Consider the following 21,457-nt stretch of genomic DNA (forward strand, 5'->3'; position numbering starts at 1 on the left):
TTAACTAATCAAAGCGCCATTATCTACTCCATCTCCATCTGGATTTACAAAAACTAATTTTCCTTCTGCATTGTTAGTCATCAAAATCATTCCTTCACTTTCTACACCGCGCAAGGCTCTTGGAGCTAAATTGATTAAAACAGTAACGCGTTTTCCAATAACTTCTTCTGGTGAAAAATGTTCTGCAATACCAGAAACAATAGTTCTTATATCTAAACCAGTATCTACTTTCAATACTAAAAGTTTGTTCGCTTTGGGCATTTTTTCAGCTGCTACAATTGTTCCTACTCTCAAATCTAATTTAGCAAAATCTTCAAATGTAGCAGTTGCTTTTTGAGGCTCAGTTACTTTATTCTCCATCGCGTTAGCATTTTTAGTGGCTTCCAATTTATCTATTTGTTTTTGGATTTCGGCATCTTCTATTTGAGCAAATAAAATCTGTGCTTCTCCAATCTGATGTCCAGCAGGCAATAAATCTGATGAATCTGAAACGGAATGCCATGATAATGTATCACTATTTAAAATAGTTGCCAGTTTGTTAGCGGTAAACGGTAAAAATGGTTCTGCTAAAACTCGTAATGCTGCAGCAATTTGCAATGCAATATACATTTGTGTTTGTACTCGAGCTGGGTCAGTTTTTACCATTTTCCATGGCTCTTCATCGGCAAGATATTTATTTCCTAATCGAGCCACATTCATTAATTCGCCTTGGGCTTCTCTAAATCTGTATCTTTCAATAGAAGAAGAAATAACCGCTGGATAAGCTTTCAACTCGGCTAAGGTTTGTTCATCAACTTCTGAAAAGGTATTAGGTGATGGAACAATTCCGTTATAATATTTGTTAGTCAAAACAACTACTCTGTTAATGAAATTCCCAAAAACAGCCGCTAGTTCGTTATTGTTTCTCGCCTGAAAATCTTTCCAAGTAAAGTCGTTGTCTTTCGTTTCAGGAGCATTAGCTGTCAAAGCATAACGTAAGACATCTTGCTTATCTGGGAAATCTTGTAAATATTCGTGCAACCAAACGGCCCAGTTTTTAGATGTCGAAAGTTTGTTCCCTTCTAAATTCAAGAACTCATTAGCAGGGACATTGTCAGGTAAAATAAAACTTCCTTCGGCTTTCAACATGGCTGGAAAAATAATGCAATGAAACACAATGTTATCTTTCCCGATAAAGTGTACGAGTTTGGTATCGTCTTTTTTCCAATACTCTTCCCAGTTTTTTCCTTCTCGAGCAGCCCATTCTTTGGTAGCCGAAATATAGCCAATTGGGGCATCAAACCACACATATAGTTTCTTCCCTTCAGCACCGTCAACGGGAACATCAATTCCCCAATCTAAATCACGCGTCACTGCACGAGGTTTTAATCCGTCATCTAACCATGATTTTACCTGACCCAAAACATTTACTTTCCAATCTTTAGCATGGTCAACTAAAATCCATTGCGTTAAAAAATCCTGATATCTATCCAAAGGTAAAAACCAATGTTTAGTTGATTTCAAAATCGGAGTTTCTCCCGTTATAGTAGATTTTGGATTAATTAAATCAGTTGCATTTAATGTAGAACCACAACGTTCACATTGATCACCATAAGCTTCTGGATTGTCACATTTTGGACAAGTTCCAGTAACAAAACGGTCAGCCAAAAACTGATCGGCTTTAGCATCATACAATTGCTCAGTCACTTCTTCAATAAAATCACCTTTGTCATATAGTTTTCTAAAAAATTCTTGAGCGGTATCATGATGAACTTTAGAAGAAGTCCTAGAATAATTATCAAATGAAATTCCAAAATCTAAAAACGACTGGCGAATAATTCCGTCGTATTTGTCAATCACTTGTTGTGGAGTGATACCTTCTTTTTTAGCTTTCATCGAAATAGCAACTCCGTGTTCATCGCTTCCGCAAATGAAGGCCACATCTTTTCCTTGCAATCGTAAATAACGAGCATAAATATCGGAGGGCACATAAACACCAGCCAAATGACCAATATGTATAGGGCCATTAGTGTAAGGCAATGCGGCGGTGATAGTATATCTTTTTGGATTTTCTGACATTGTAATTTTTTTAATTATCCTGAGACTAGCCCAAAGTAAGTTGCAAAAATAACTTTTTTACCCGCTATTTTACGAATTTATTGTTGATTTGTTTACTTTTGAAAGATGCTTTTTTAGTTATTTACAAACGGATAAATGCGAAAAATTTACATTCTATTTTTTCTACTTTCAATTTCCTCTTATTCTCAACAAAAGATGATTAGACCTCCTTATTTACAAAAAGGCGATACCATTGCCATCGTTTCTACTGCAAGAAAAAACATTGAAGACAATTTAAAACCTACTCTTGATTTACTAGAAGGTTGGGGTTTAAATGTAAAGTTAGGAAAAACAATAGGCTTAGATTATTACCAATTGGCAGGAACTGATGACCAACGTGCAGCCGACTTTCAGGAGCAAATGGACAATCCTAACATCAAAGCGATTTGGTGTGTTCGTGGCGGTTATGGTACGGTGAAAATCATCGATAAATTGGATTTTACTAAATTCAAACAAAGTCCCAAATGGATAATTGGTTTTAGTGATGTAACAGTATTGCATAGTCAATTGAACCGAATGGGAATAGAATCCATACACGCCACCATGCCAGTAGCCATTCCTAGAGCTACCGATGAAGCTAAGAATTCCTTGTGTGCAGCTTTGTTTGGCGACACTTTGCAATATACTTTAGATTGTGATGCCTTGAATCATTTAGGCAAAGCTAAAGGAGAATTGGTTGGAGGGAATTTGTCTATTTTATACAGCTTATTAGGATCTGAATCAGCGGTTGATTGTACTAATAAAATTCTTTTTATCGAAGACTTAGACGAATACTTATACCACGTTGACCGAATGATGGTCAACTTAAAACGCAACGGCTGTTTACAAAACCTAAAAGGAATCATTGTTGGTGCCATTACCGAAATGAAAGACAACGAAATTCCCTGGGGAAGAAACGCTTTAGAAATTATTGAAGACAACGTTAAAGGATTAAACATTCCTATTATTTACAATTTCCCTGCTGGACATATTAGAGACAATCGCGCTTTGATTTTTGGCAGACAAGTTTCTATGGAAGTCAATGCAGAACAAAGCAAAGTAGTTTTTGAATAATGGCAGAACACAACGAACTTGGTAAAATAGGAGAAGAATTGGCTGTAGACTATCTGCAGAAAAACGGCTATGACATTCTGGAAACGAACTGGACTTTCCAAAAAGCAGAAATCGATATCATCGCTCAAAAAGAAAACATTCTTGCCGTGATTGAAGTAAAGACTCGTTCCTCTATTGCCTTTGGTTTGCCCCAAGATTTTGTAAAACCAAAGAAAATCCAATTACTAGTTAAGGCTATAAACGAATATATATTGGCTAATGATTTAGATACCGAAGTTCGGTTTGATATTATTGCTATACACAGGAAAGAAAAGGAGTATACTATTGAACATATAGAGGAAGCTTTTTACCATTTTTAAATAGAACAAGTCTTAAAATCTAATAGAACATTTAGTTGTAAGCTGAATTTCAATAACTTTACGAAAAAAATAAATATGCTATGAAAAAATACTTACTATTTACAGCGCTACTTTGCTTAACCCATTTGGTTGCTCAGAATAAGGTAGCCCAAAAAGTGGTGGAGTTGCAAAATTTAAATGCGAACTTCAAACCCATCTCGGTATTGGCTGTAAATCAAAATGGAATTGATAAAGAAATCAACAAAGTGGTGGAAGGCGCAACAGTAGCTAACATCAGATTGGACAAAATCAATGAAATAGTTTCCAATAAATACGATTATATCGAATTGGAAATTCCATATCAAAATCAAATGATTCCAGTGCTTTTGTACAAAGTAAATCCATTTGTTGAAGGGTTTCATCTAGATACCAATAAAGGCAAAAATGTAGCTTACGAAAAAGGAGTTTACTACCGCGGATGCATAAAAGGAGAAACCAAATCAGTTTCAGCATTCAATTTTTTTAATGGGGAATTTAATGGAATCATTTCTAGTTCTGAAGTTGGGAATATTGTTGTTGGAAAGCAAAATAAACTTAATAATCAATCGGATTATATCGTTTATTCTGATGCTAAATTGAAAGTGCTAAATGAATTTGAATGTCACGCTAAAGACAAAGAACCTACTACTAATTCAGCAGGGAGTACTAATAGAAATATAAACAGTACTAGATGTGTTAGCTTGTATTTTGAGATCGACAATAATTTATTCGTACAAAACGGAAGTGATACCACCACTACTACCAACTGGATGACCTCTGTTTTTAATGAGGTTCAAACCCTGTATAACAATGATGGTATTACGGTGGGTCTTAAATCAATATTTATTTGGACAGATGCAGATCCTTATGAAGGAATCGGTACAAGCTCAAGTGATTATTTGAATGCCTTTGCTACCAACACACCCGTTTTTGATGGAGATCTTGGACAATTGCTAGGCATTGATCCTGGAGGTCTTGGCGGAGTTGCTGTGGATATTAATGGTTTATGTACGCAACTAAATTATAGTTATTCCGATTTAAACTCTATTAATTATGCAATCGTTCCTACTTACTCTTGGACAGTACAAGTAATTACTCATGAATTTGGACATCTCTTAGGATCACCTCACACCCATGGATGTTATTGGAATGGCAATAACACTGCTATTGATGGTTGTGGTCAACAAGCTGGGTATAGTGAAGGAAGTTGTGCTCAAGGGCCAATACCTACTGGTACCGGAGGAACAATTATGAGTTATTGTCATTTAGTAAGTGGTGTAGGGATTAATTTAGCCAATGGCTTTGGTCCACAACCAACTCAAGCTATTTTAAATGCAGTCAATGGAGGAACATGTCTAAGTTCTGATTGTACCAATAGCTGTCCAAACACTATAACAGAATTAACGATAACCAATGTTACTCCAACTTCTGTTAGCGTAACATGGAATGAGATAGGTTCAGCAACTTCATGGCAAGTAGCGGTTACCCCATTTTCATCATCAACACCAGTTTGGAATACAGTTAGTACAAACTCCTACACGGCAACTGGATTGAATTCTAATACTTATTATGTGGTAAGCGTTAGACCCTTTTGTAGCGGGTTAGAACCAGCAGCAAGAGATAGAATATTTGCTACTACAGTCACTAACGTTTGTTCTGGAGTTCCTTTTACGGATACTGGTGGAACATCATCCAATTACACCAATATGGAATCATGGGTAAGAACCATGACACCTTATAATTCTGGATTAAAGTTAAGAGTTACGTTCACTAGTTTTAATCTTGAAAATAATTATGACTACTTATATATTTACAACGGTCCTAATGAATTTAGTCCCGAGTTAACTTCTGGGGGTTTAACTGGCACTAGTAGCCCTGGAGTATTTAATTCAACTGCTTTTGATGGTTCGCTAACCTTCAAGTTTTATTCGGATCAAGGGGTCGTAGCATCAGGATGGAATGCAACATTAACGTGTACCGGCACCTTAGGAGTAGAAAGTAATGACTTCCTAGATTTTAGTTATTATCCAAATCCAACAACCGGAAAAGTAAGCATCAGTTCTAAAGATGCGATAAATGAGGTTATGGTTTATAATGTACAAGGGCAATTATTGTTTAACCAAAAAATGAATGAGCTAAGCACTAATGTGGATATCTCACAGTTTGCCTCAGGAACGTATTTCTTCAAATTAAAAATCAACGATAAAGAAGCCAATTTCAAAATCTTGAAAATGTAATTTTAAATGAATGTTCTATAAAAAAGCCACTCGAGTAGAGTGGCTTTTTATTTAACTAAAAGAAATGATAGGGGAACGGAATTACCCTAGTTTTTGTTTGCTAATGCACTATTGTTTTTGGCTCATGTACCAATGTTTTTCAGTTTTGCATTACTGTTTTTGGCTTCTGCACTACTGTTTTTGAGTTTTACATCAATGTTTTTTGCTTTTGCACTACTATTTTTCCGTTTTCTGTTAATGTTTTTAGCTCATGCACCAATGTTTTTGAGTTTTACATCAATGTTTTTTGCTTTTGCACTACTGTTTTACCCAATTTCTTAATGGTTTTTTCGAATTTCCTAAAGGTTTTGCGCCATTTCCATAAGGTGAAAGAGTATTTCCTAAAGGTTTTTCAGGATTTCATTAAGGTCATATATTCCAAAGCTTTGGAAATTGACTTCACATTGTCAAAAGTGAGTAACAAACGCAAACCGTTTTTGGTTACTTTCTCTTTCATTTTACAAATGTTACCATGCTGCTGCACAAACTGTACCATGTGTCTAAATTGCTTCGAGTTATAGTAGGCCGATTGTTGATCGGAAACAAAATACCCAATCAATTTACCTTGCTTCATTACGATGCGTTCAATTCCCATTTGGGTCGCAATCCATTTGATGCGGATGCTGTTCAATAAGGCTTTTGCTTCTTTAGGTAGCGCACCAAAACGGTCAATCAATTTATTTTCATAAGCAATTAAACCCGCTTCATCTTTGATAGTACCCAATTCATTATACAAATTCAAACGTTCCGAAATGTTGTTGATGTATTCATCTGGGAAGAGCAATTCAAAGTCGGTGTCAATTTGTAACTCTTTGACGTATTCTTTGTTTTCGTCTTCATCACCCTCATCATACAGGTCTTTGAATTCGTTTTCTTTCAATTCTTCTATGGCTTCATTCATGATTTTTTGATAGGTTTCAAAACCAATTTCATTAATGAAACCACTTTGCTCACCGCCTAATAAATCTCCCGCACCACGAATTTCCAAATCTTTCATGGCAATGTTAAAACCACTACCTAATTCACTGAATTGTTCTAAAGCTTGAATTCTTTTTCGAGCATCATCTGTCATAGCAGAATAGGGCGGACAGATAAAATAACAGAACGCTTTCTTATTACTACGACCTACACGACCTCGCATTTGGTGCAAATCGGACAACCCAAAATTATTAGCGTTATTGATGAAAATCGTATTGGCATTCGGTACATCTAAACCACTTTCAATAATGGTGGTGGCTACTAACACATCAAAATCACCGTTCATAAAACCTAGCATCAACTCTTCTAGTTTAGTACCTTCCATTTGGCCATGACCAATACCCACACGAGCATCGGGAACGAGTCGTTGTATCATACCCGCAATCTCTTTGATGTTCTCAATTCGATTATTGATAAAGAATACTTGACCGTTTCTTTGAATTTCATACGAAATCGCATCGCGAATCAGTTCTTCATTAAAGCCCACCACTTGCGACTCGATAGGATAACGATTGGGCGGAGGTGTAGTAATAACAGACAAATCGCGAGCAGCCATTAACGAAAACTGCAACGTTCTCGGAATAGGGGTGGCGGTTAATGTTAGTGTGTCAACATTAGCGGCAATCGTTTTCAGCTTGTCTTTTACATTAACGCCAAACTTTTGTTCTTCATCCACAATCAATAACCCTAAGTCTTTGAAGACTACATTTTTGTTGACTAGTTGGTGTGTACCAATGATAATATCTAATTTACCAGAAGCTAATTCTTCTAAGGTTTGTGCTTTTTGTTTAGCCGTACGGAAACGGTTGAGGTAACCTACTTTCACTGGCATTTCCTTTAAACGTTCTGTAAAAGTTCTGTAATGTTGGTAAGCCAAAATAGTGGTGGGCACCAAAATAGCGACTTGCTTACTATTATCAACTGCTTTAAAAGCCGCACGAATAGCAACTTCCGTTTTCCCGAAACCTACGTCTCCACAAACCAAGCGGTCCATCGGACGATCTTTCTCCATATCGGCTTTGACGTCTTGGGTCGCTGTGATTTGATCTGGAGTATCTTCGTAAATAAAGGAACTTTCTAATTCTTTTTGCAAATAACTATCGGGCGCAAATTGGAATCCTTTTTCCAATCTTCGTTTGGCATACAATTGAATTAAGTTAAAGGCAATATGCTTTACTCGCGCTTTAGTCTTTTGTTTTAAAACCTTCCAAGCGTTGGAGCCGAGTTTATAAATCTTAGGAGGCGTACCGTCTTTCCCGTTGTATTTGGAGATTTTATGTAAGGAATGAATGCTCACATACACAATATCGTTATCCGCATACACGAGTTTTATCGCTTCTTGTGTTTTGCCTTCTACTTGTATTTTCTGTAATCCACCAAACTTACCGATACCGTGATCAATATGCGTAACATAATCGCCAACGGACAATGAATTTAGTTCTTTTAGCGTTAGGGTTTGCTTTTTAGAGTAGCCGTTTTTGATGCTGAACTTATGGTAACGCTCAAAAATCTGATGGTCGGTATAACAAACTATTTGGTTTTCTTCATCTATGAAACCTTGGTATAACGAAGCTACAATAGTGTGGTATTGTTTCCGAACGTTCTCGTGATTTTCTTCATCAATAGATTCAAAAATATCATGAAAACGATTCGCCTGCCCTTCATTGGAACAGAACAAATAATTGGTATACCCGTTAAAATGATTATCGCTCAAATTGTTCAATAACAAATCAAATTGTTTGTTAAACGAAGGTTGAGGTTGTATGTGGTATTCGAAAGTTTTCGTTGTTTTAAACAGCGGTTTATTCGATAATTCGATGATAGAAAAGTCTAAAGCTTTGCGCAAAAACCCCTCTTGATTCAGAAACAAATGTTCAGGAGCAGCATGTTTGACGTCTTTGGAAAGTTTATCAAAAGTTTCGATAGCTTTCGCAAAAAGTTTGTCTAATTGAGAAGTTAGAAACTCCGTATTCTCAATACATAAAATCGTTTTATCACTGATATAATCGAGGAAACTTTCACGGTTTTCTTTAATGAATTTGTTTTCCAGATTCGGAATAATGGTAATCTTGGTTTGCTTTTCTACGGATAATTGTGTTTCTACATCAAAGGTTCGGATACTATCGACTTCATTGCCATAAAACTCAATACGATACGGATTGTCATTGGAAAACGAGAACACATCTAAGATACCACCACGAACCGAAAACTCTCCAGGTTCTGTGATAAAGTCCACACGTTTGAATTCGTATTCGAATAAGACTTCATTTATAAAATCAATAGAAACATTATCGCCAACGGAAACCTTCAAGGTGTTTTTATCGAGTTCTTTTCGGGTGACCACTTTTTCAAAAAGGGCTTCAGGATAAGTAACGATTACGGCGGGTTTCTTTCTAGAATTAATTCGATTTAAAACTTCGGAACGCAACAATACATTGGCGTTATCGGTTTCTTCAATTTGATACGGACGGCGATAAGAGCTTGGATAAAACAGCACATCATTGGCACCAATCATTTGCTCTAAATCATTCAGAATATAAGCAGCTTCTTCTTTCTCGTTAAGGATTAAAAGGAAAGGTTTCTCGCTTTTTTTAAAAACCGCTTGAAAGACAAACGACAAAGCAGAACCCGAAAGCCCTTTTACTTGTGTTTTGCTCAAAGGATTTTCAAGAGCCTCTGCTATTTGTTTGACTTTCGCCGAATGCAGATAACTGTTGTATAAAGAGTTTTGACTCAAAGCTTATTGGATGATTTTGGAATTCGGATTGGTTGGAATAGCTCTGGTGGTATCTATCATTCGAAGCATATCATCTTCACCATCTTCAATTTTGATTTCGCTTTTGATTTTGATTTCGTCAAATTGATTTTGGATAGCCGTAACTTCGGTATTGATTTCTTGAATGAGTTGCTGAATCTTTTTTTGTGGAATTTGATCCAGATGCATGAATAAGTTTAACGAATTCATTTTAGTAGTGATAACTGCAATTCTACTTTTTATTTCTGGTAAATCGTATTTGAATGGGATGTTGTTATTTAATTCGATAGCTCTTTTAGAGAGCGTTTTGGCTTTTTGTTGAAAGGCTCCTAAACTACTTTTTGGTTTTTGACCAAGTTCGGTAAGGAATACGCGCCATTCTGCCCAATAGTTAGTTAAGGAACGTGAAGTTTCATTAATGGGTTGCGTGTTGAAATTCCAATCTTTAGAAATGGCTTTGAATAAAACCTCTTTTTTTTGAGCTTCTTTTTCTTGTTCTAAGAGGCGGATTTTTGGATCTTCTTGACAAGAAACCAAAAACAATAGCATTAAAAACAGAGTTGAAAAAGATTTTTTCATCAAAATAAATTTAAGTCGTAAAGGTACAAAGGTAAAAGTAAACTTCAGAATGAGGAACATAAACAAATTATAATTTTGTTAAAAAAGAAGCCTATTCTTAACAGTAGTCCCATTTCTGAAAACAGTATCTTTGTTTATCAAACAGACTTACTATAATGAGCACAAAAATTTTAATCATTGGGGCTTGCGGGCAAATCGGAACCGAGCTCACGCAAAAGCTAAGAAGTATTTATGGGAATGATAATGTCATCGCTTCAGACATCAGAAAACTGAATAATGACATTGTGAACAACGGTATTTTTGAAGTCATCAATGCACTAGATTACAATCAGATTGAGCATTTAATTGAGCAATATCAAATCACAGATGTTTATTTAATGGCGGCTTTACTATCCGCTACAGCAGAAAAGAATCCAGCCTTTGCTTGGGATTTAAATATGAATTCTTTGTTTCACGTATTGAATTTGGCGAAAGCAAAAAAAATAAAAAAGATATTTTGGCCCTCCAGTATAGCCGTTTTTGGACCAACTACACCAAGAAATAATACACCACAATACACTATAATGGAACCAACCACCGTTTATGGAATTAGTAAACAAACGGGAGAGAGATGGTGTGAGTATTACCATCATATTTATGGGGTTGACGTGAGAAGTATCAGGTACCCAGGGTTAATAAGTTGGTCAACAGAACCTGGTGGAGGGACTACCGATTATGCAGTTGATATTTATCACAAAGCTTTAAAAGAAGGAAAGTATGAATGTTTCCTTTCCGAAGATACCGCCTTACCGATGATGTATATGGATGATGCGATTCGTGCCACAATTGAGATTATGCAGGCTCCTAGTGAGGATATTAAAATTCGTTCTTCGTATAATTTATCGGGAGTTAGCTTTACGCCAAAAGAAATAGCATCTGAAATCAAAAAACACATTCCTAATTTTACAATTTCTTATAAACCCGATTTTCGTCAAAAGATTGCTGACAGTTGGCCAGCTTCTATAGAGGATGACTGCGCAAGACAAGATTGGAATTGGGAGCATAAATTTGATTTAGCTTCAATGACCGTTGAAATGCTTGACCATTTGAAATAGAAAATGCTACCCTGAAAAACAAAGTAGCATCTTCATCAAACAAAACAAAACTTTATTGTTGCACTATAGTAGGTCTTAACGATTCTAATACCGCTACTATGTCAGTGTAAAGTTGGGTGTTAGCCGCAACGCCATTTTGAACAGCCGCAGCACCAACATACCCTTCGAATTTAGTATAATTAGCCGTAGTAGCTTTAACTCCCATTCTAGTATTTAGTGCAGGATTGTGAGCTGTAGCCATGTCTAAACCACTATAAACATTTACGGCATTGGTACCACCAGTATTGAAAGAGAAAAAGTCGGTTAAATTGTCCACTAGTTCTGCTAAATTAGTGGTGTTCCCTGCGCCAACTTCCCCTAACAATGGGGCAAAATGAGCGCCTAAATTTCCTGATGCATTAGATTGTACATCGGCAACGATTAAACCAATAGTAGTATTTACTACTTTTCTGTAAGCCAATCTTCCGGCTTCAATTTTTACTGCAGGATCGGAATTATCCGGATCATCAACCAAAGTTGTTCCTCCTAATCTACTGTAGATTGAGGCTGTTGGGGCAGGGGTGGAGTCACTCTTACTGCAAGAGGTGAGCGTAAAGGCTCCGATTACTAATGCACATAGTGCAATTTTTGAATACTTAGTCATAGTTTTAATTTTTATAGATTACTTAATTGAAAATTCTCTGGATAAACTTGGTAAACTTATAGCTGATGCCATCTCTCCTCATTACGGGACAAACTTGTACATTCGCTAAATTGGCTGGAATCTCGAAACGTTTTGCGTCATAGTTGCCTTTTGTCATTAACTCATCGTATACTTTTTTTGAGTCGGCAATTTTGTTATCGTGAAAATAGACTACGACATTTCTTTTTACGATAATTTCACTTTTTACACCAGCTATGGTATGTAGTTTTTGTTTGATGTCAAAAGCACTTAGTGAGTCAAAAGGTTTGTCAAAATCGATTCGGCTTACTTGAATGGTGGCATTCTCTACTGGTTTTGCTGTAGCAATGTGATATACTAATATCACAAATAGCAAAAGGGAAATCCCAAGAATGCTTAGAAGAACTGTTTTTATTTTTTTGTTGCTTTTCATAGTGTTTTTGTTTGTGAATGGATTTACGGGAAAAGAAGATTCTTGGTTTCTTTTTAATTGAAAAAAGAGGAGAATAATTTTTAAGAAGCGTTTATTTAAATCAAAAAGCGCTGCTTTTGACACGAAGCAGCGCTTTTCTTTCTAAACAAAACTAACCAAACATCAAGTAGTCTTTTGGGTGCAATTACTTGTCTTTTGAAGTTCCCACTAGCCTATTTTGTTTTACACGGGAGCAAACAGGGCCAAATAAAATACAAGGAATAACAAAGCTATCATAGCAATGAAAGCAGTGGTTCCGAATAATTTATTAATTTTTTTGTTAATGTCCATAATCATAGAATTTGGGGTTCTTATTCTCAATTACGAGATAAGAAAGATTATGGTTTTTTGAAGAGAAAAAAAGTTTTACTCTTTTTTATTCTTTAGGGTAGTGATTAGTTTTTCTTCGATGGGAGATTTGATTTTCACGACTTCATCAGTTGAGTCATTGGGAATGGTCATGGAAAGCACATAGTGTTTTATTTTCCAATTATGATTAATTAAAACAAGTACACCTGAACCGCGACAGATTTTCATTCGAGTATCGAGTAATTCATCAAACCAGGCTATTGTTTTGTCTTCATTAAAGTAAATATGTCTTTCTATTGGAGTAAAACTCCATGCTTTTCCTTTGTCAAAATAGGGTTTAGCAAAAGTTTCAAAAGCAACTTTATTCCAATTTTCAGTAGCATCGGTTCCAATAAAAATAGCATCGTCGGATAGTGCATCAAAGTAATTGTTGTAGTCAGCATTAGCGGCAGCTTTGTGCCAAGTATCTAATGTTTTGTTGACTTGATCTTTGAAGTCATTTTGCGCAGAAATAGAATTGATGAAAAATGGGAATAGTATAAGAAATAGTGTTTTTTTCATAAGGATTTTAGTGCTGATTTAATGTATCATTGTAATTCAGTATGATAAAGTAAATATACTATTTACTATTGTTTTACTATAGTTTTAGTTTTGTATTTTTATAAAATAAAATAGGATATTTTTATGAAGAAGGTTCGTGTGTATGGTATTTTGGTTATTGTTTTTGTAGTAAGCATTTCTTTGATCAGTTGGTTTTGTGATAAGAAAAAAGACATGGCCTTGACTAGTCATAAAAAAGCATCAAAGAGTTTTGTTGTTTCTTTTGATAGTACATTAGTTAGCGCCTTTTATGCTAAGTACCCCAAATTAGTTTTGTATAAAAAACAAGTCGTTTCGCTTTATCAAAAAAACAACTATGATTTTATTTGGTATGACAAAAAGGGAAGAAAAGAGACCGCGGATGTAATCTACAATAAAATTAACAACTTGAATCTAGAAGGTGTTCTAGCTAAAGTACCGTATAAAGACGTTTTAGATGGATTATTTCTAAAAGCTAGTGCCAAACCCGATTTGGACACGGAGTTGTTTTTGTCTAACTACTATTTCTTTTACGTCAATAAAACACTTCAAGGCATTGATAGTACTAAAATGAAGGAGTTAGAGTGGTATTTGCCTAGAAAAAAACAATCCTATGTTGGTTATTTAGATTCTTTATTGGTTGACCCCAAATTGATCGATAATAAAGAACAACATATTAGTCAGTATTATAAACTTAAAACAGTTCTTCAACGATATAGAGATATTGAGCAAAAGGGAGGTTGGGATTCTATTACTGTACCAAAAGACTTTGTTGCCATTAAACCAGGGGATAGTTCGGATGTTGTGGCTAAAATTAGAACAAGACTGTTTTTGACAGGAGATATTACGGAAGACTCGGGTAAGAGAGTATATGGGAATGCACTTCAACAAGCTATTTTGAAATATAAAAAGCGTAACGGCTTCACATTAGACAAAACGATTTTACCAAAACACCTAGATGAAATGAATGTGCCTGTTAGTGAGCGAATAAAAACTATCATGGCCAATATGGAGCGCTGTCGATGGATTTCTACAGATGTAACCAAAGCCAAAGAGTTTGTTGTCGTTAATATCCCATCGTATAGTTTAACCTATTTCAAAGAAGGAAAAGCAGCCTTAGTCTCCAATGTCGTTGTTGGTAACACCATGAATAAAACCGTAATCTTTAGTGGAATGATGAGCTATATTGTGTTTAGTCCATACTGGAATGTGCCTACAAATATTATTAAAACAGAGATTCTTCCAGCTATGAAAAAAGATAAAAATTATTTGTCAAAACATAAAATGGAATGGAACGGAGGCAATATTAGACAAAAACCAGGCCCTTCTAATTCTTTGGGATTGGTGAAATTTTTATTCCCAAATACTAACAATATTTATTTACACGATACCCCTTCTAAAAGTTTGTTTAATTCAGAGAAAAGAGCGTTTAGTCATGGATGCATTCGGGTTGAAAAACCAGTTGAATTAGCCAATTTAATTTTGACAGATGATAAACATTGGACGCCAGAAAAAATTGATAAAGCGATGCACAAAGGAAAAGAAAGTTGGTATACACTCAAAAATAAAATCCCTGTTTACATAGGTTATTTTACTGCGTGGGTTGATGATGATGGCACCGTAAATTTCTACAAAGACATTTATGAAAGAGACCAACGATTAACCTCTATGTTGGTGGAAGAATAAGCCCTATTTTTTCTTTATTGTATTTTGAATTTCTTTGAGGTCTCCAGGCTTAAAATTACTTTCCGAACTTGAATAAGCAGAATAAATGATTTCTCCAGTTTGTGAATTAGTTACTGTTATGTATTTATCCGTGTTGGTTTTGATAAATAATAAATAGTAAAAAGGAGAAGTAACAGTATTGATTTTGTTGTTGAGCTCAGCGGTAGTTATGATTTTACAAGACAAATTACAACCATCTGTAATTTCTTTTTCCTCGTACTTTTTACTTTCATCCTCTGAGTTTTTAGAGAATTTAGTCAAAACATACTCTGGAATAAATAGTGTTTGTGAACTTACTTTAGACAACTCTTCTTTGTTATAGAATTCGGTTTTGGCTTCTCTAACTTCTCCTTTTTTGAGTAATGTAGTTACTTGTTGAATATAGTTAGCCAATATTCCAGCGCTCCAATTTTTAAGATGACCTGCAGCATCATAATCCATTTTGTAGAGACTGCTTGGATTATTTTGAGCTGTAAAATCAGGAAAAAGTTCTACAGTTGCGAGTACAATTTTATCCTCTTGATTAAAATGTCTTCGCTTTTTAGGGTCGTAAGTGTATTTTCCATTGGTAGTCCAAAACTCAAGATAAATATGGGTTTCTGTTGAGGCTGTTGTACTATTCGAAGTGGTCATAGCGGCGCCAATAGTTATAAAGCTATTGTTTGGCGCAATGTTTTTCTCCACATCAGTATACTTGATACATTCAACTTTTGAAATGGTCCAGTATTTCTTTATAACTTCTACATATTCTTTTGCTTTTGGTGATGCAGGGTCTTTCATAGCAAAAAAAGTAGTACCACTTTTTATGTTGGATATTTCGCTTGTATTAGAAATGGTAATTTGACTAAAACCAAATAGTGGAGAAAGTACAAAAGCTGAGAAATATAAAAGAGTTGTTCTAAGTTTCATACAGAGGAAAGTTAACATTTTGAATTCAAACATACTAAAAAAGCCCAACATTACTGCTGGGCTTTTGTATGAATTTTAAAAGACTACCAAATTTTAACTCGTTTCTCTGGAGCAAGATATAAGGAGTCTGTTGGCTTGATTTTGAATGCTTCATAGAATTCGGGTACGTTTCTAACAACACCATTAATTCTGAATTTAGCTGGCGAGTGTGGGTCGCGTGCGATTTGACTACGAAGGGCTTCTTCACGTGTTTTTTCTCCCCAAACTTGTCCCCATCCTAAGAAGACACGCTGCATTCCAGTGAAACCATCCATTACTGGCGCTTCTTTTCCTTTCAATGTTGCTTTGTATGCTTTGATAGCGATACTTAATCCTCCTAAATCTCCAATGTTTTCACCAAGAGTAAACGTACCATTTACATTCAAATCTGGAAAGGCTTTGAAGCTATTGTATTGAGCAACCAAGGCACTTGTTTTAGCTTTGAAAGCAGCTAAGTCTGCAGGTGTCCACCAGTTTTTCATTACCCCATCACCATCAAAAGTACTTCCTTCATCATCAAAACCGTGACCAATTTCGTGACCAATAACGGCACCAATAGCCCCATAATTTACAGCATCATCAGCTTTTAAATCAAAGAAAGGAGGTTGTAAAATAGCAGCTGGGAATACAATTTCATTAAGCGATGGATTGTAGTAAGCATTTACGGTTTGTGGCGTCATGCCCCATTCTGTTCGGTCAACTGGTTTTCCTAATTTGTCTAGATTTCTTTTGTATTCAAATTCAGTCGCTCTTTGAGTATTGCCATACAAATCATTTTTTGCAATTTTTAATGTTGAGTAATCTCTCCATTTATCAGGATAACCAATTTTTATCATGAATTTATCGACTTTTTTCAAAGCTTCTTTTTTAGTATCAGCACTCATCCAATCTAGTTTTTTGATACTTTCCGCATAAGAATTCAACAAGTTTTTAACCATGGTAACCATACGCTCTTTGGCTTCTGGAGAGAAATGTTTTTCAACGTATACTTTTCCAACCACTTCGCCTAAACTTCCATTAACAGTACTAACTCCTCTTTTCCAATCGTCTTCTTGTTTTTCAGTGCCATTTAATGTTTTGCCGTAAAAATCAAAATTTTGATTGTCTAATTCCGCAGTTAATAAAGAAGCTGATTTATTAATTAAACCCCATTTTAAGTAGGTTTTCCAAGTGTCAATAGGTGTTTTTTTGATGATATTATTTAGATTTTTGATATAGTCTACTTGGGTTACTACGATACTTTTTTCTTTTTCAACACTAGCTTTAGTTAGCATTGCTGTCCAATTAAAATCAGGCATCAAGGTTTTTAAATCAGCTGTTGCATATTTGTTATATAACTTCATGACATCACGAGTGTCTTCTTTTTTCATTTGTTGCGTAGCAAGCGAAGTTTCTAAGGCCATAATTTTAGCCGCATTTTCAGTAGGGTTCTCAATACCCCCTAATTGCAACATTTTCTCAACATGAGCAACGTATTTTTTTCTGATATCAGCCATTTTGGGATCTGGAGAAAGGTAATACTCTCTTTCACCGAGACCAAGTCCACTTTGCCAAGTAATCAAGATATATTTCGTTGGGTCTTTAAAATCAGAGTAAACCGATATTTGAAAAGGAATGCTAATACCAGTTCTGTTGACCGTACCAAAAAAGCTTGCTAAATCATCATAATTGGCAATGGCATCAATAGCTTTTAGTTCAGGCTGAATAGGAGTTAAACCTTTAGCATCTCTTTCTTTTCTATTCATAAAGGAAGAAAAACAGTCACCAATTTTTTGTTCGTCAGAACCATCCGCAGCATTTGATTTCGCAGCATCTTCAATAATGGCTTTTACATCTTTTTGAGATTGATCGTATAGCATGTCAAAAGCTCCATAAGAGGCCTTATCTGATGGAATTTTTGTGGTTTTTAGCCAAGTTCCGTTTACATAATTAGCAAAGTTATCGCCAGGTTTTACCTTGGTGTCCATATTTTTTTTATTGATACCCGAGGTAAGGTCTTCTTTTTTTGCGCAAGAAGCTACTAGAACAACTGCTGCAAGAAGGGTCATTTTTAAGTTTTTCATTGATTGTTTAGTTTGATTAATCCACTAAAGATACTAAATTATAAATAGTGTATACAAGTTGAAGAAAGGTTAGACTTCACAGCTCGATAATTTGTTACACCAAAAAGGAATAAATTACCAACAATGGGTTTTAGTCTTTAAGTTATTTATATATTTGTTTGTTGGTGTCGATTTAAAATCAATGACCAACACCGATTTTAATTGAAATTATAAATGAAACATACTGATTTTTTAAATTCCCCGCGAATAGATCAAGTTGGGATTGAGGACAGAATTGCCAGAATCACATCACGAAGCATAAAGAAAGAATCAAAAATGCAAGGCTTACTTATGGCATTGAACATGATTGATTTAACTACTTTAGAAGGAGCAGATACCGAAGAAAAAGTAAAACAACTTTGTTTTAAAGCACACCATTTACATGATGAAATTCCAGGATTGCCAACAACTGCTGCAGTTTGTGTTTATCCAAATTTTGTCAAGTTGGCTGTTAATGAACTGAAAGGAACAGGAGTGAAAGTTGCTTCAGTAGCCACTGCTTTTCCAAGTGGCCAATCCAGTGCTGAAATCAAATTATTAGACACCAAAATGGCTGTTGATGGTGGAGCTGATGAAGTTGATATGGTAATCAGTCGTGGTAAATTTCATAGCGGTGAATACAATTTTGTGTTCGATGAAATTGCTATGATAAAAGAAGCTTGTGGGAAAAACGTTCGTCTGAAAGTTATCCTTGAAACAGGAGAAATTGGAACCTTGGATAAAGTCCGTCAAGCAAGTGATATCGCTATGCATGCTGGAGCAGACTTCATCAAAACGTCAACTGGGAAAATAAAACCAGCGGCAACATTACCAGTAACTTTAGTAATGCTTGAAGCTATCCGCGATTATTATTATAAAACTGGAATCATGATTGGAATGAAACCGGCGGGCGGCATTTCAACATCGAAATTAGCCTTACATTATTTACTGATGGTAAAAGAAACCCTTGGCGGAAAATGGTTAACCAATGAGTACTTTCGTTTTGGAGCAAGTAGTTTAGCCAACGATGTGTTATTGCAAATCGCAAAACAAAAATCAGGCATTTACCAATCGAATGATTATATTTCTAAAGTTTAAGCAGCATGAAAAAAACACATAAAATAGATTTTAGTTCTGACTGGAATTTGGTACCAGCACCAGAAAGCACTAGCCACTTTAAACTTAAGGATACTTACGATTTGTTTATCAACGGGAAGTTTGTAGCACCAAAATCTGGAAAATATTTTGACACTATTAATCCGGCAACGGAGAAAGTTTTGGCCAAAGTGGCAGAAGCTAATGAAGCTGATATAGATGCAGCCGTAAAAGCAGCTCGAAAAGCATACGATACTGTTTGGTCCAAATTATCCGGAAAAGAACGCGGGAAATACATTTACCGAATTGCTAGAATCATTCAAGAACGCGCCAGAGAATTTGCTGTGGTTGAAACTTTAAACGGTGGAAAAGCAATACGTGAATCTCGTGATGTGGATGTTCCTTTAGCAGCAGCACATTTCTTTTATTATGCTGGATGGGCTGATAAATTGGAATACGCTTTCCCAAACAGAAAACCAAAAGCTTTAGGCGTTGCAGGACAAATTATTCCATGGAACTTTCCATTATTAATGGCGGCATGGAAAATAGCTCCAGCTTTAGCTGCTGGAAATACAGTGGTTATCAAATCTTCTGAAACTACTCCGTTGACGGCTTATTTATTGGCAGAAGTGATTCAAGAAGCGGGATTACCAGCTGGAGTTGTAAACATTGTTTCAGGTGCAGGACAAACAGGTTCATTTATTGTAAATCATCCCGATGTAGATAAAATCGCCTTCACGGGTTCAACAGCTGTGGGTAAAATTATCATGAAAGCCATTGCTGGAACTCCAAAAAAATCCACTATGGAATTGGGAGGGAAAGCTGCCAATATCATTTTTGAAGACGCCGCTTTAGATCAAGCAGTAGAAGGAATCGTTAACGGAATCTTCTTCAATCAAGGTCATGTTTGTTGTGCGGGTTCTCGTCTTTACGTTCAGGAATCAGTATTTGATGTCGTAGTTCAGAAGTTGAAGGACAGAATGAATTCCTTAAACGTTGGAGATCCATTAGATAAGAATACTGATATTGGTGCCATCAATTCCAAAAAACAATTAGATACCATCAGTAAATATATCGAAATTGGAAAAGCGGAAGGTGCCGAAATGTACCAACCAACTTGCGATTTGCCTGCAAAAGGGTTTTGGTGTAGACCAACCATTTTTACGAAAGTAAGTCAGTCGAATAGAATTGCACAGGAAGAAATTTTCGGGCCCGTTTTAGCTATTCAAACGTTCAGAACGGTAGACGAAGTTATCGAAAAAGCCAATAATACACCATACGGATTATCAGCTGGTGTATGGACGGACAAAGGTTCCAAAATCTTTAACATGACTTCACAAATGCGTGCTGGAGTAGTTTGGGCCAATACCTTTAACAAGTTTGATCCAGCTTCACCATTCGGAGGATACAAAGAAAGTGGCTTCGGAAGAGAAGGTGGCGTTCACGGATTGGAAGCGTATTTAAAATTTGAATAAAAAGTATCATCATGTCAAGAATAGAAGTTTTGAAAACCTATAAAATATACATCGGTGGAAGTTTTCCAAGAACCGAATCAGGACGTTATTATCCGCTTGTTGTCAACAAAAAAACGGTAGCCAATATGTGTTTATCTTCTGTAAAAGATTTCAGAAATGCTGTCGTTGCTGCTCGAAATGCTCAAGGGGGATGGTCGCATAAAACCGCTTACAATCGTTGTCAAATTTTGTATAGAATTGCAGAAGTTCTAGAAGGAAGAAAAGCACAGTTTGTATCCGAACTAGAATTGCAGGGAATCTCTAAAGCCAAAGCCGAAAAAGAAGTAGATTTAAGTATCGATCGCTTGATTTATTATGCTGGATGGTGCGATAAGTACACACAATTACACAGTACGGTAAATCCGGTTTCGGGAAGTTTCTTCAATTTTTCTGTACCAGAACCTATGGGGGTTATCTCTGTATATGCGCCACAACAAAGTGGCTTACTTGGTTTAGTAACACAAATCGCAAGTATCATTGCCGGTGGAAACACCTGTGTAGTATTAGCCTCAGAACAATTAGCACTATGCGCTGTCACGTTTGCCGAAGTATTAGCAACTTCTGATGTTCCGGGCGGTGTGGTTAATATCTTAACTGGAAATCAAACTGAACTGCTAACTCAATTCGCGGCACATAAAGATGTGAATGCCATTTTATATTGTGGTAAAGATTCAGAAATGATTGCCAAAATTCAGGATTTAGCCATCGAAAACTTAAAACGAGTTGTGCTCCGTGAAGACAGCGAATATTTTGATGACAAACACGAATCGCCTTATTTAATTTATGATTTCCAAGAAACCAAAACAACCTGGCATCCGATTGAAGTGATTGCCGGTGCTGGAGCTGGTTATTAAAATAAAACAG

General features: G+C 35.9%; 16 protein-coding genes. 8 read left to right on the forward strand and 8 right to left on the reverse strand.

Going from position 1 to position 21,457, the window contains the following annotated elements:
* Positions 1-2,058 (reverse strand): methionine--tRNA ligase, encoded by a 2,058-nt coding sequence (gene metG / locus OLM53_RS10215; RefSeq protein WP_264520134.1) that lies wholly within the window; start codon positions 2,056-2,058, stop codon positions 1-3.
* A 135-nt stretch (positions 2,059-2,193) separates the two neighbouring features.
* On the opposite strand from metG, the gene OLM53_RS10220 reads away from it, so the two are divergent.
* The 3 genes from OLM53_RS10220 (at position 2,194) to OLM53_RS10230 (ending at position 5,764) form a co-directional block, all read left to right on the forward strand.
* Complete coding sequence (locus OLM53_RS10220; protein ID WP_264520135.1) at positions 2,194-3,150, forward strand: S66 peptidase family protein; 957 nt, start codon at positions 2,194-2,196, stop codon at positions 3,148-3,150.
* Entirely contained in the window at positions 3,150-3,509 is a 360-nt protein-coding gene (locus OLM53_RS10225; RefSeq protein WP_264520136.1) for a YraN family protein, read from the forward strand. Before OLM53_RS10220 ends, OLM53_RS10225 begins: the two co-directional genes overlap by 1 nt.
* Before the next feature lie 80 nt (positions 3,510-3,589).
* On the forward strand, positions 3,590-5,764 hold the full coding sequence (locus tag OLM53_RS10230) for a M12 family metallo-peptidase (RefSeq protein WP_264520137.1): 2,175 nt from the start codon (positions 3,590-3,592) through the stop codon (positions 5,762-5,764).
* Positions 5,765-6,155: 391 nt separating this feature from the next.
* On the opposite strand, the gene mfd is transcribed toward OLM53_RS10230, so the two are convergent.
* Positions 6,156-9,518: a transcription-repair coupling factor gene (gene mfd / locus OLM53_RS10235; protein ID WP_264520138.1), complete on the reverse strand. Its 3,363-nt coding sequence runs from the start codon at positions 9,516-9,518 to the stop codon at positions 6,156-6,158.
* Between the two features lie 3 nt (positions 9,519-9,521).
* A complete protein-coding gene (locus OLM53_RS10240; RefSeq protein ID WP_264520139.1) occupies positions 9,522-10,115 on the reverse strand; it encodes a hypothetical protein in 594 nt (197 codons plus the stop codon).
* Between the two features lie 155 nt (positions 10,116-10,270).
* On the opposite strand from OLM53_RS10240, the gene OLM53_RS10245 reads away from it, so the two are divergent.
* Complete coding sequence (locus tag OLM53_RS10245) at positions 10,271-11,209, forward strand: L-threonine 3-dehydrogenase (RefSeq protein ID WP_264520140.1); 939 nt, start codon at positions 10,271-10,273, stop codon at positions 11,207-11,209.
* Positions 11,210-11,261: 52 nt separating this feature from the next.
* On the opposite strand, the gene OLM53_RS10250 is transcribed toward OLM53_RS10245, so the two are convergent.
* From OLM53_RS10250 to OLM53_RS10260, 3 genes are all read right to left on the reverse strand, one after another.
* Positions 11,262-11,852 carry a hypothetical protein gene (locus OLM53_RS10250; RefSeq protein ID WP_264520141.1) on the reverse strand — a complete coding sequence of 197 codons (591 nt, stop codon included), beginning with the start codon at positions 11,850-11,852 and terminating at the stop codon, positions 11,262-11,264.
* Between the two features lie 22 nt (positions 11,853-11,874).
* Positions 11,875-12,303, reverse strand: coding sequence for a hypothetical protein (locus OLM53_RS10255; RefSeq protein WP_264520142.1), 429 nt, complete (start codon positions 12,301-12,303; stop codon positions 11,875-11,877).
* Positions 12,304-12,708: 405 nt separating this feature from the next.
* Positions 12,709-13,212: a nuclear transport factor 2 family protein gene (locus OLM53_RS10260; protein WP_264520143.1), complete on the reverse strand. Its 504-nt coding sequence runs from the start codon at positions 13,210-13,212 to the stop codon at positions 12,709-12,711.
* Positions 13,213-13,335: 123 nt separating this feature from the next.
* Here OLM53_RS10260 and OLM53_RS10265 point away from each other — a divergent pair, with 123 nt between their 5' ends.
* Complete coding sequence (locus tag OLM53_RS10265; RefSeq protein ID WP_264520144.1) at positions 13,336-14,916, forward strand: L,D-transpeptidase family protein; 1,581 nt, start codon at positions 13,336-13,338, stop codon at positions 14,914-14,916.
* Between the two features lie 3 nt (positions 14,917-14,919).
* Here the strand turns inward: OLM53_RS10265 and OLM53_RS10270 are convergent, their stop codons facing one another.
* Both OLM53_RS10270 and OLM53_RS10275 read right to left on the reverse strand, forming a co-directional pair.
* Positions 14,920-15,864 (reverse strand): hypothetical protein, encoded by a 945-nt coding sequence (locus tag OLM53_RS10270; protein ID WP_264520145.1) that lies wholly within the window; start codon positions 15,862-15,864, stop codon positions 14,920-14,922.
* An 83-nt stretch (positions 15,865-15,947) separates the two neighbouring features.
* Positions 15,948-17,966, reverse strand: coding sequence for a M13 family metallopeptidase (locus tag OLM53_RS10275; protein ID WP_264520146.1), 2,019 nt, complete (start codon positions 17,964-17,966; stop codon positions 15,948-15,950).
* Between the two features lie 213 nt (positions 17,967-18,179).
* Between OLM53_RS10275 and deoC the strand changes: the two genes are divergently transcribed.
* Genes deoC through OLM53_RS10290 form a run of 3 tightly spaced genes read left to right on the forward strand, consistent with a single transcriptional unit; the run spans position 18,180 to position 21,447 of the window.
* On the forward strand, positions 18,180-19,082 hold the full coding sequence (deoC, locus tag OLM53_RS10280; RefSeq protein WP_264520147.1) for a deoxyribose-phosphate aldolase: 903 nt from the start codon (positions 18,180-18,182) through the stop codon (positions 19,080-19,082).
* 5 nt (positions 19,083-19,087) lie between these two features.
* Positions 19,088-20,554 (forward strand): aldehyde dehydrogenase family protein, encoded by a 1,467-nt coding sequence (locus tag OLM53_RS10285; protein ID WP_264520148.1) that lies wholly within the window; start codon positions 19,088-19,090, stop codon positions 20,552-20,554.
* Between the two features lie 11 nt (positions 20,555-20,565).
* On the forward strand, positions 20,566-21,447 hold the full coding sequence (locus OLM53_RS10290) for an aldehyde dehydrogenase family protein (RefSeq protein WP_264520149.1): 882 nt from the start codon (positions 20,566-20,568) through the stop codon (positions 21,445-21,447).
* Positions 21,448-21,457: the final 10 nt, after the last annotated feature.

This window comes from Flavobacterium sp. N1994 (genome assembly GCF_025947145.1).
In the GTDB taxonomy this organism is placed as follows: Bacteria; Bacteroidota; Bacteroidia; order Flavobacteriales; family Flavobacteriaceae; genus Flavobacterium.

Bases quoted from the DNA above. Each gene is read 5' to 3' on its own strand.
- metG (WP_264520134.1), bottom strand. From the start codon at position 2,058: ATGTCAGAAAATCCAAAAAGATATACTATCACCGCCGCATTGCCTTAC.
- OLM53_RS10220 (WP_264520135.1), top strand. From the start codon at position 2,194: ATGCGAAAAATTTACATTCTATTTTTTCTACTTTCAATTTCCTCTTAT.
- OLM53_RS10225 (WP_264520136.1), top strand. From the start codon at position 3,150: ATGGCAGAACACAACGAACTTGGTAAAATAGGAGAAGAATTGGCTGTA.
- OLM53_RS10230 (WP_264520137.1), top strand. From the start codon at position 3,590: ATGAAAAAATACTTACTATTTACAGCGCTACTTTGCTTAACCCATTTG.
- OLM53_RS10240 (WP_264520139.1), bottom strand. From the start codon at position 10,115: ATGAAAAAATCTTTTTCAACTCTGTTTTTAATGCTATTGTTTTTGGTT.
- OLM53_RS10245 (WP_264520140.1), top strand. From the start codon at position 10,271: ATGAGCACAAAAATTTTAATCATTGGGGCTTGCGGGCAAATCGGAACC.
- OLM53_RS10250 (WP_264520141.1), bottom strand. From the start codon at position 11,852: ATGACTAAGTATTCAAAAATTGCACTATGTGCATTAGTAATCGGAGCC.
- OLM53_RS10255 (WP_264520142.1), bottom strand. From the start codon at position 12,303: ATGAAAAGCAACAAAAAAATAAAAACAGTTCTTCTAAGCATTCTTGGG.
- OLM53_RS10260 (WP_264520143.1), bottom strand. From the start codon at position 13,212: ATGAAAAAAACACTATTTCTTATACTATTCCCATTTTTCATCAATTCT.
- OLM53_RS10265 (WP_264520144.1), top strand. From the start codon at position 13,336: ATGAAGAAGGTTCGTGTGTATGGTATTTTGGTTATTGTTTTTGTAGTA.
- OLM53_RS10270 (WP_264520145.1), bottom strand. From the start codon at position 15,864: ATGAAACTTAGAACAACTCTTTTATATTTCTCAGCTTTTGTACTTTCT.
- OLM53_RS10275 (WP_264520146.1), bottom strand. From the start codon at position 17,966: ATGAAAAACTTAAAAATGACCCTTCTTGCAGCAGTTGTTCTAGTAGCT.
- deoC (WP_264520147.1), top strand. From the start codon at position 18,180: ATGAAACATACTGATTTTTTAAATTCCCCGCGAATAGATCAAGTTGGG.
- OLM53_RS10285 (WP_264520148.1), top strand. From the start codon at position 19,088: ATGAAAAAAACACATAAAATAGATTTTAGTTCTGACTGGAATTTGGTA.
- OLM53_RS10290 (WP_264520149.1), top strand. From the start codon at position 20,566: ATGTCAAGAATAGAAGTTTTGAAAACCTATAAAATATACATCGGTGGA.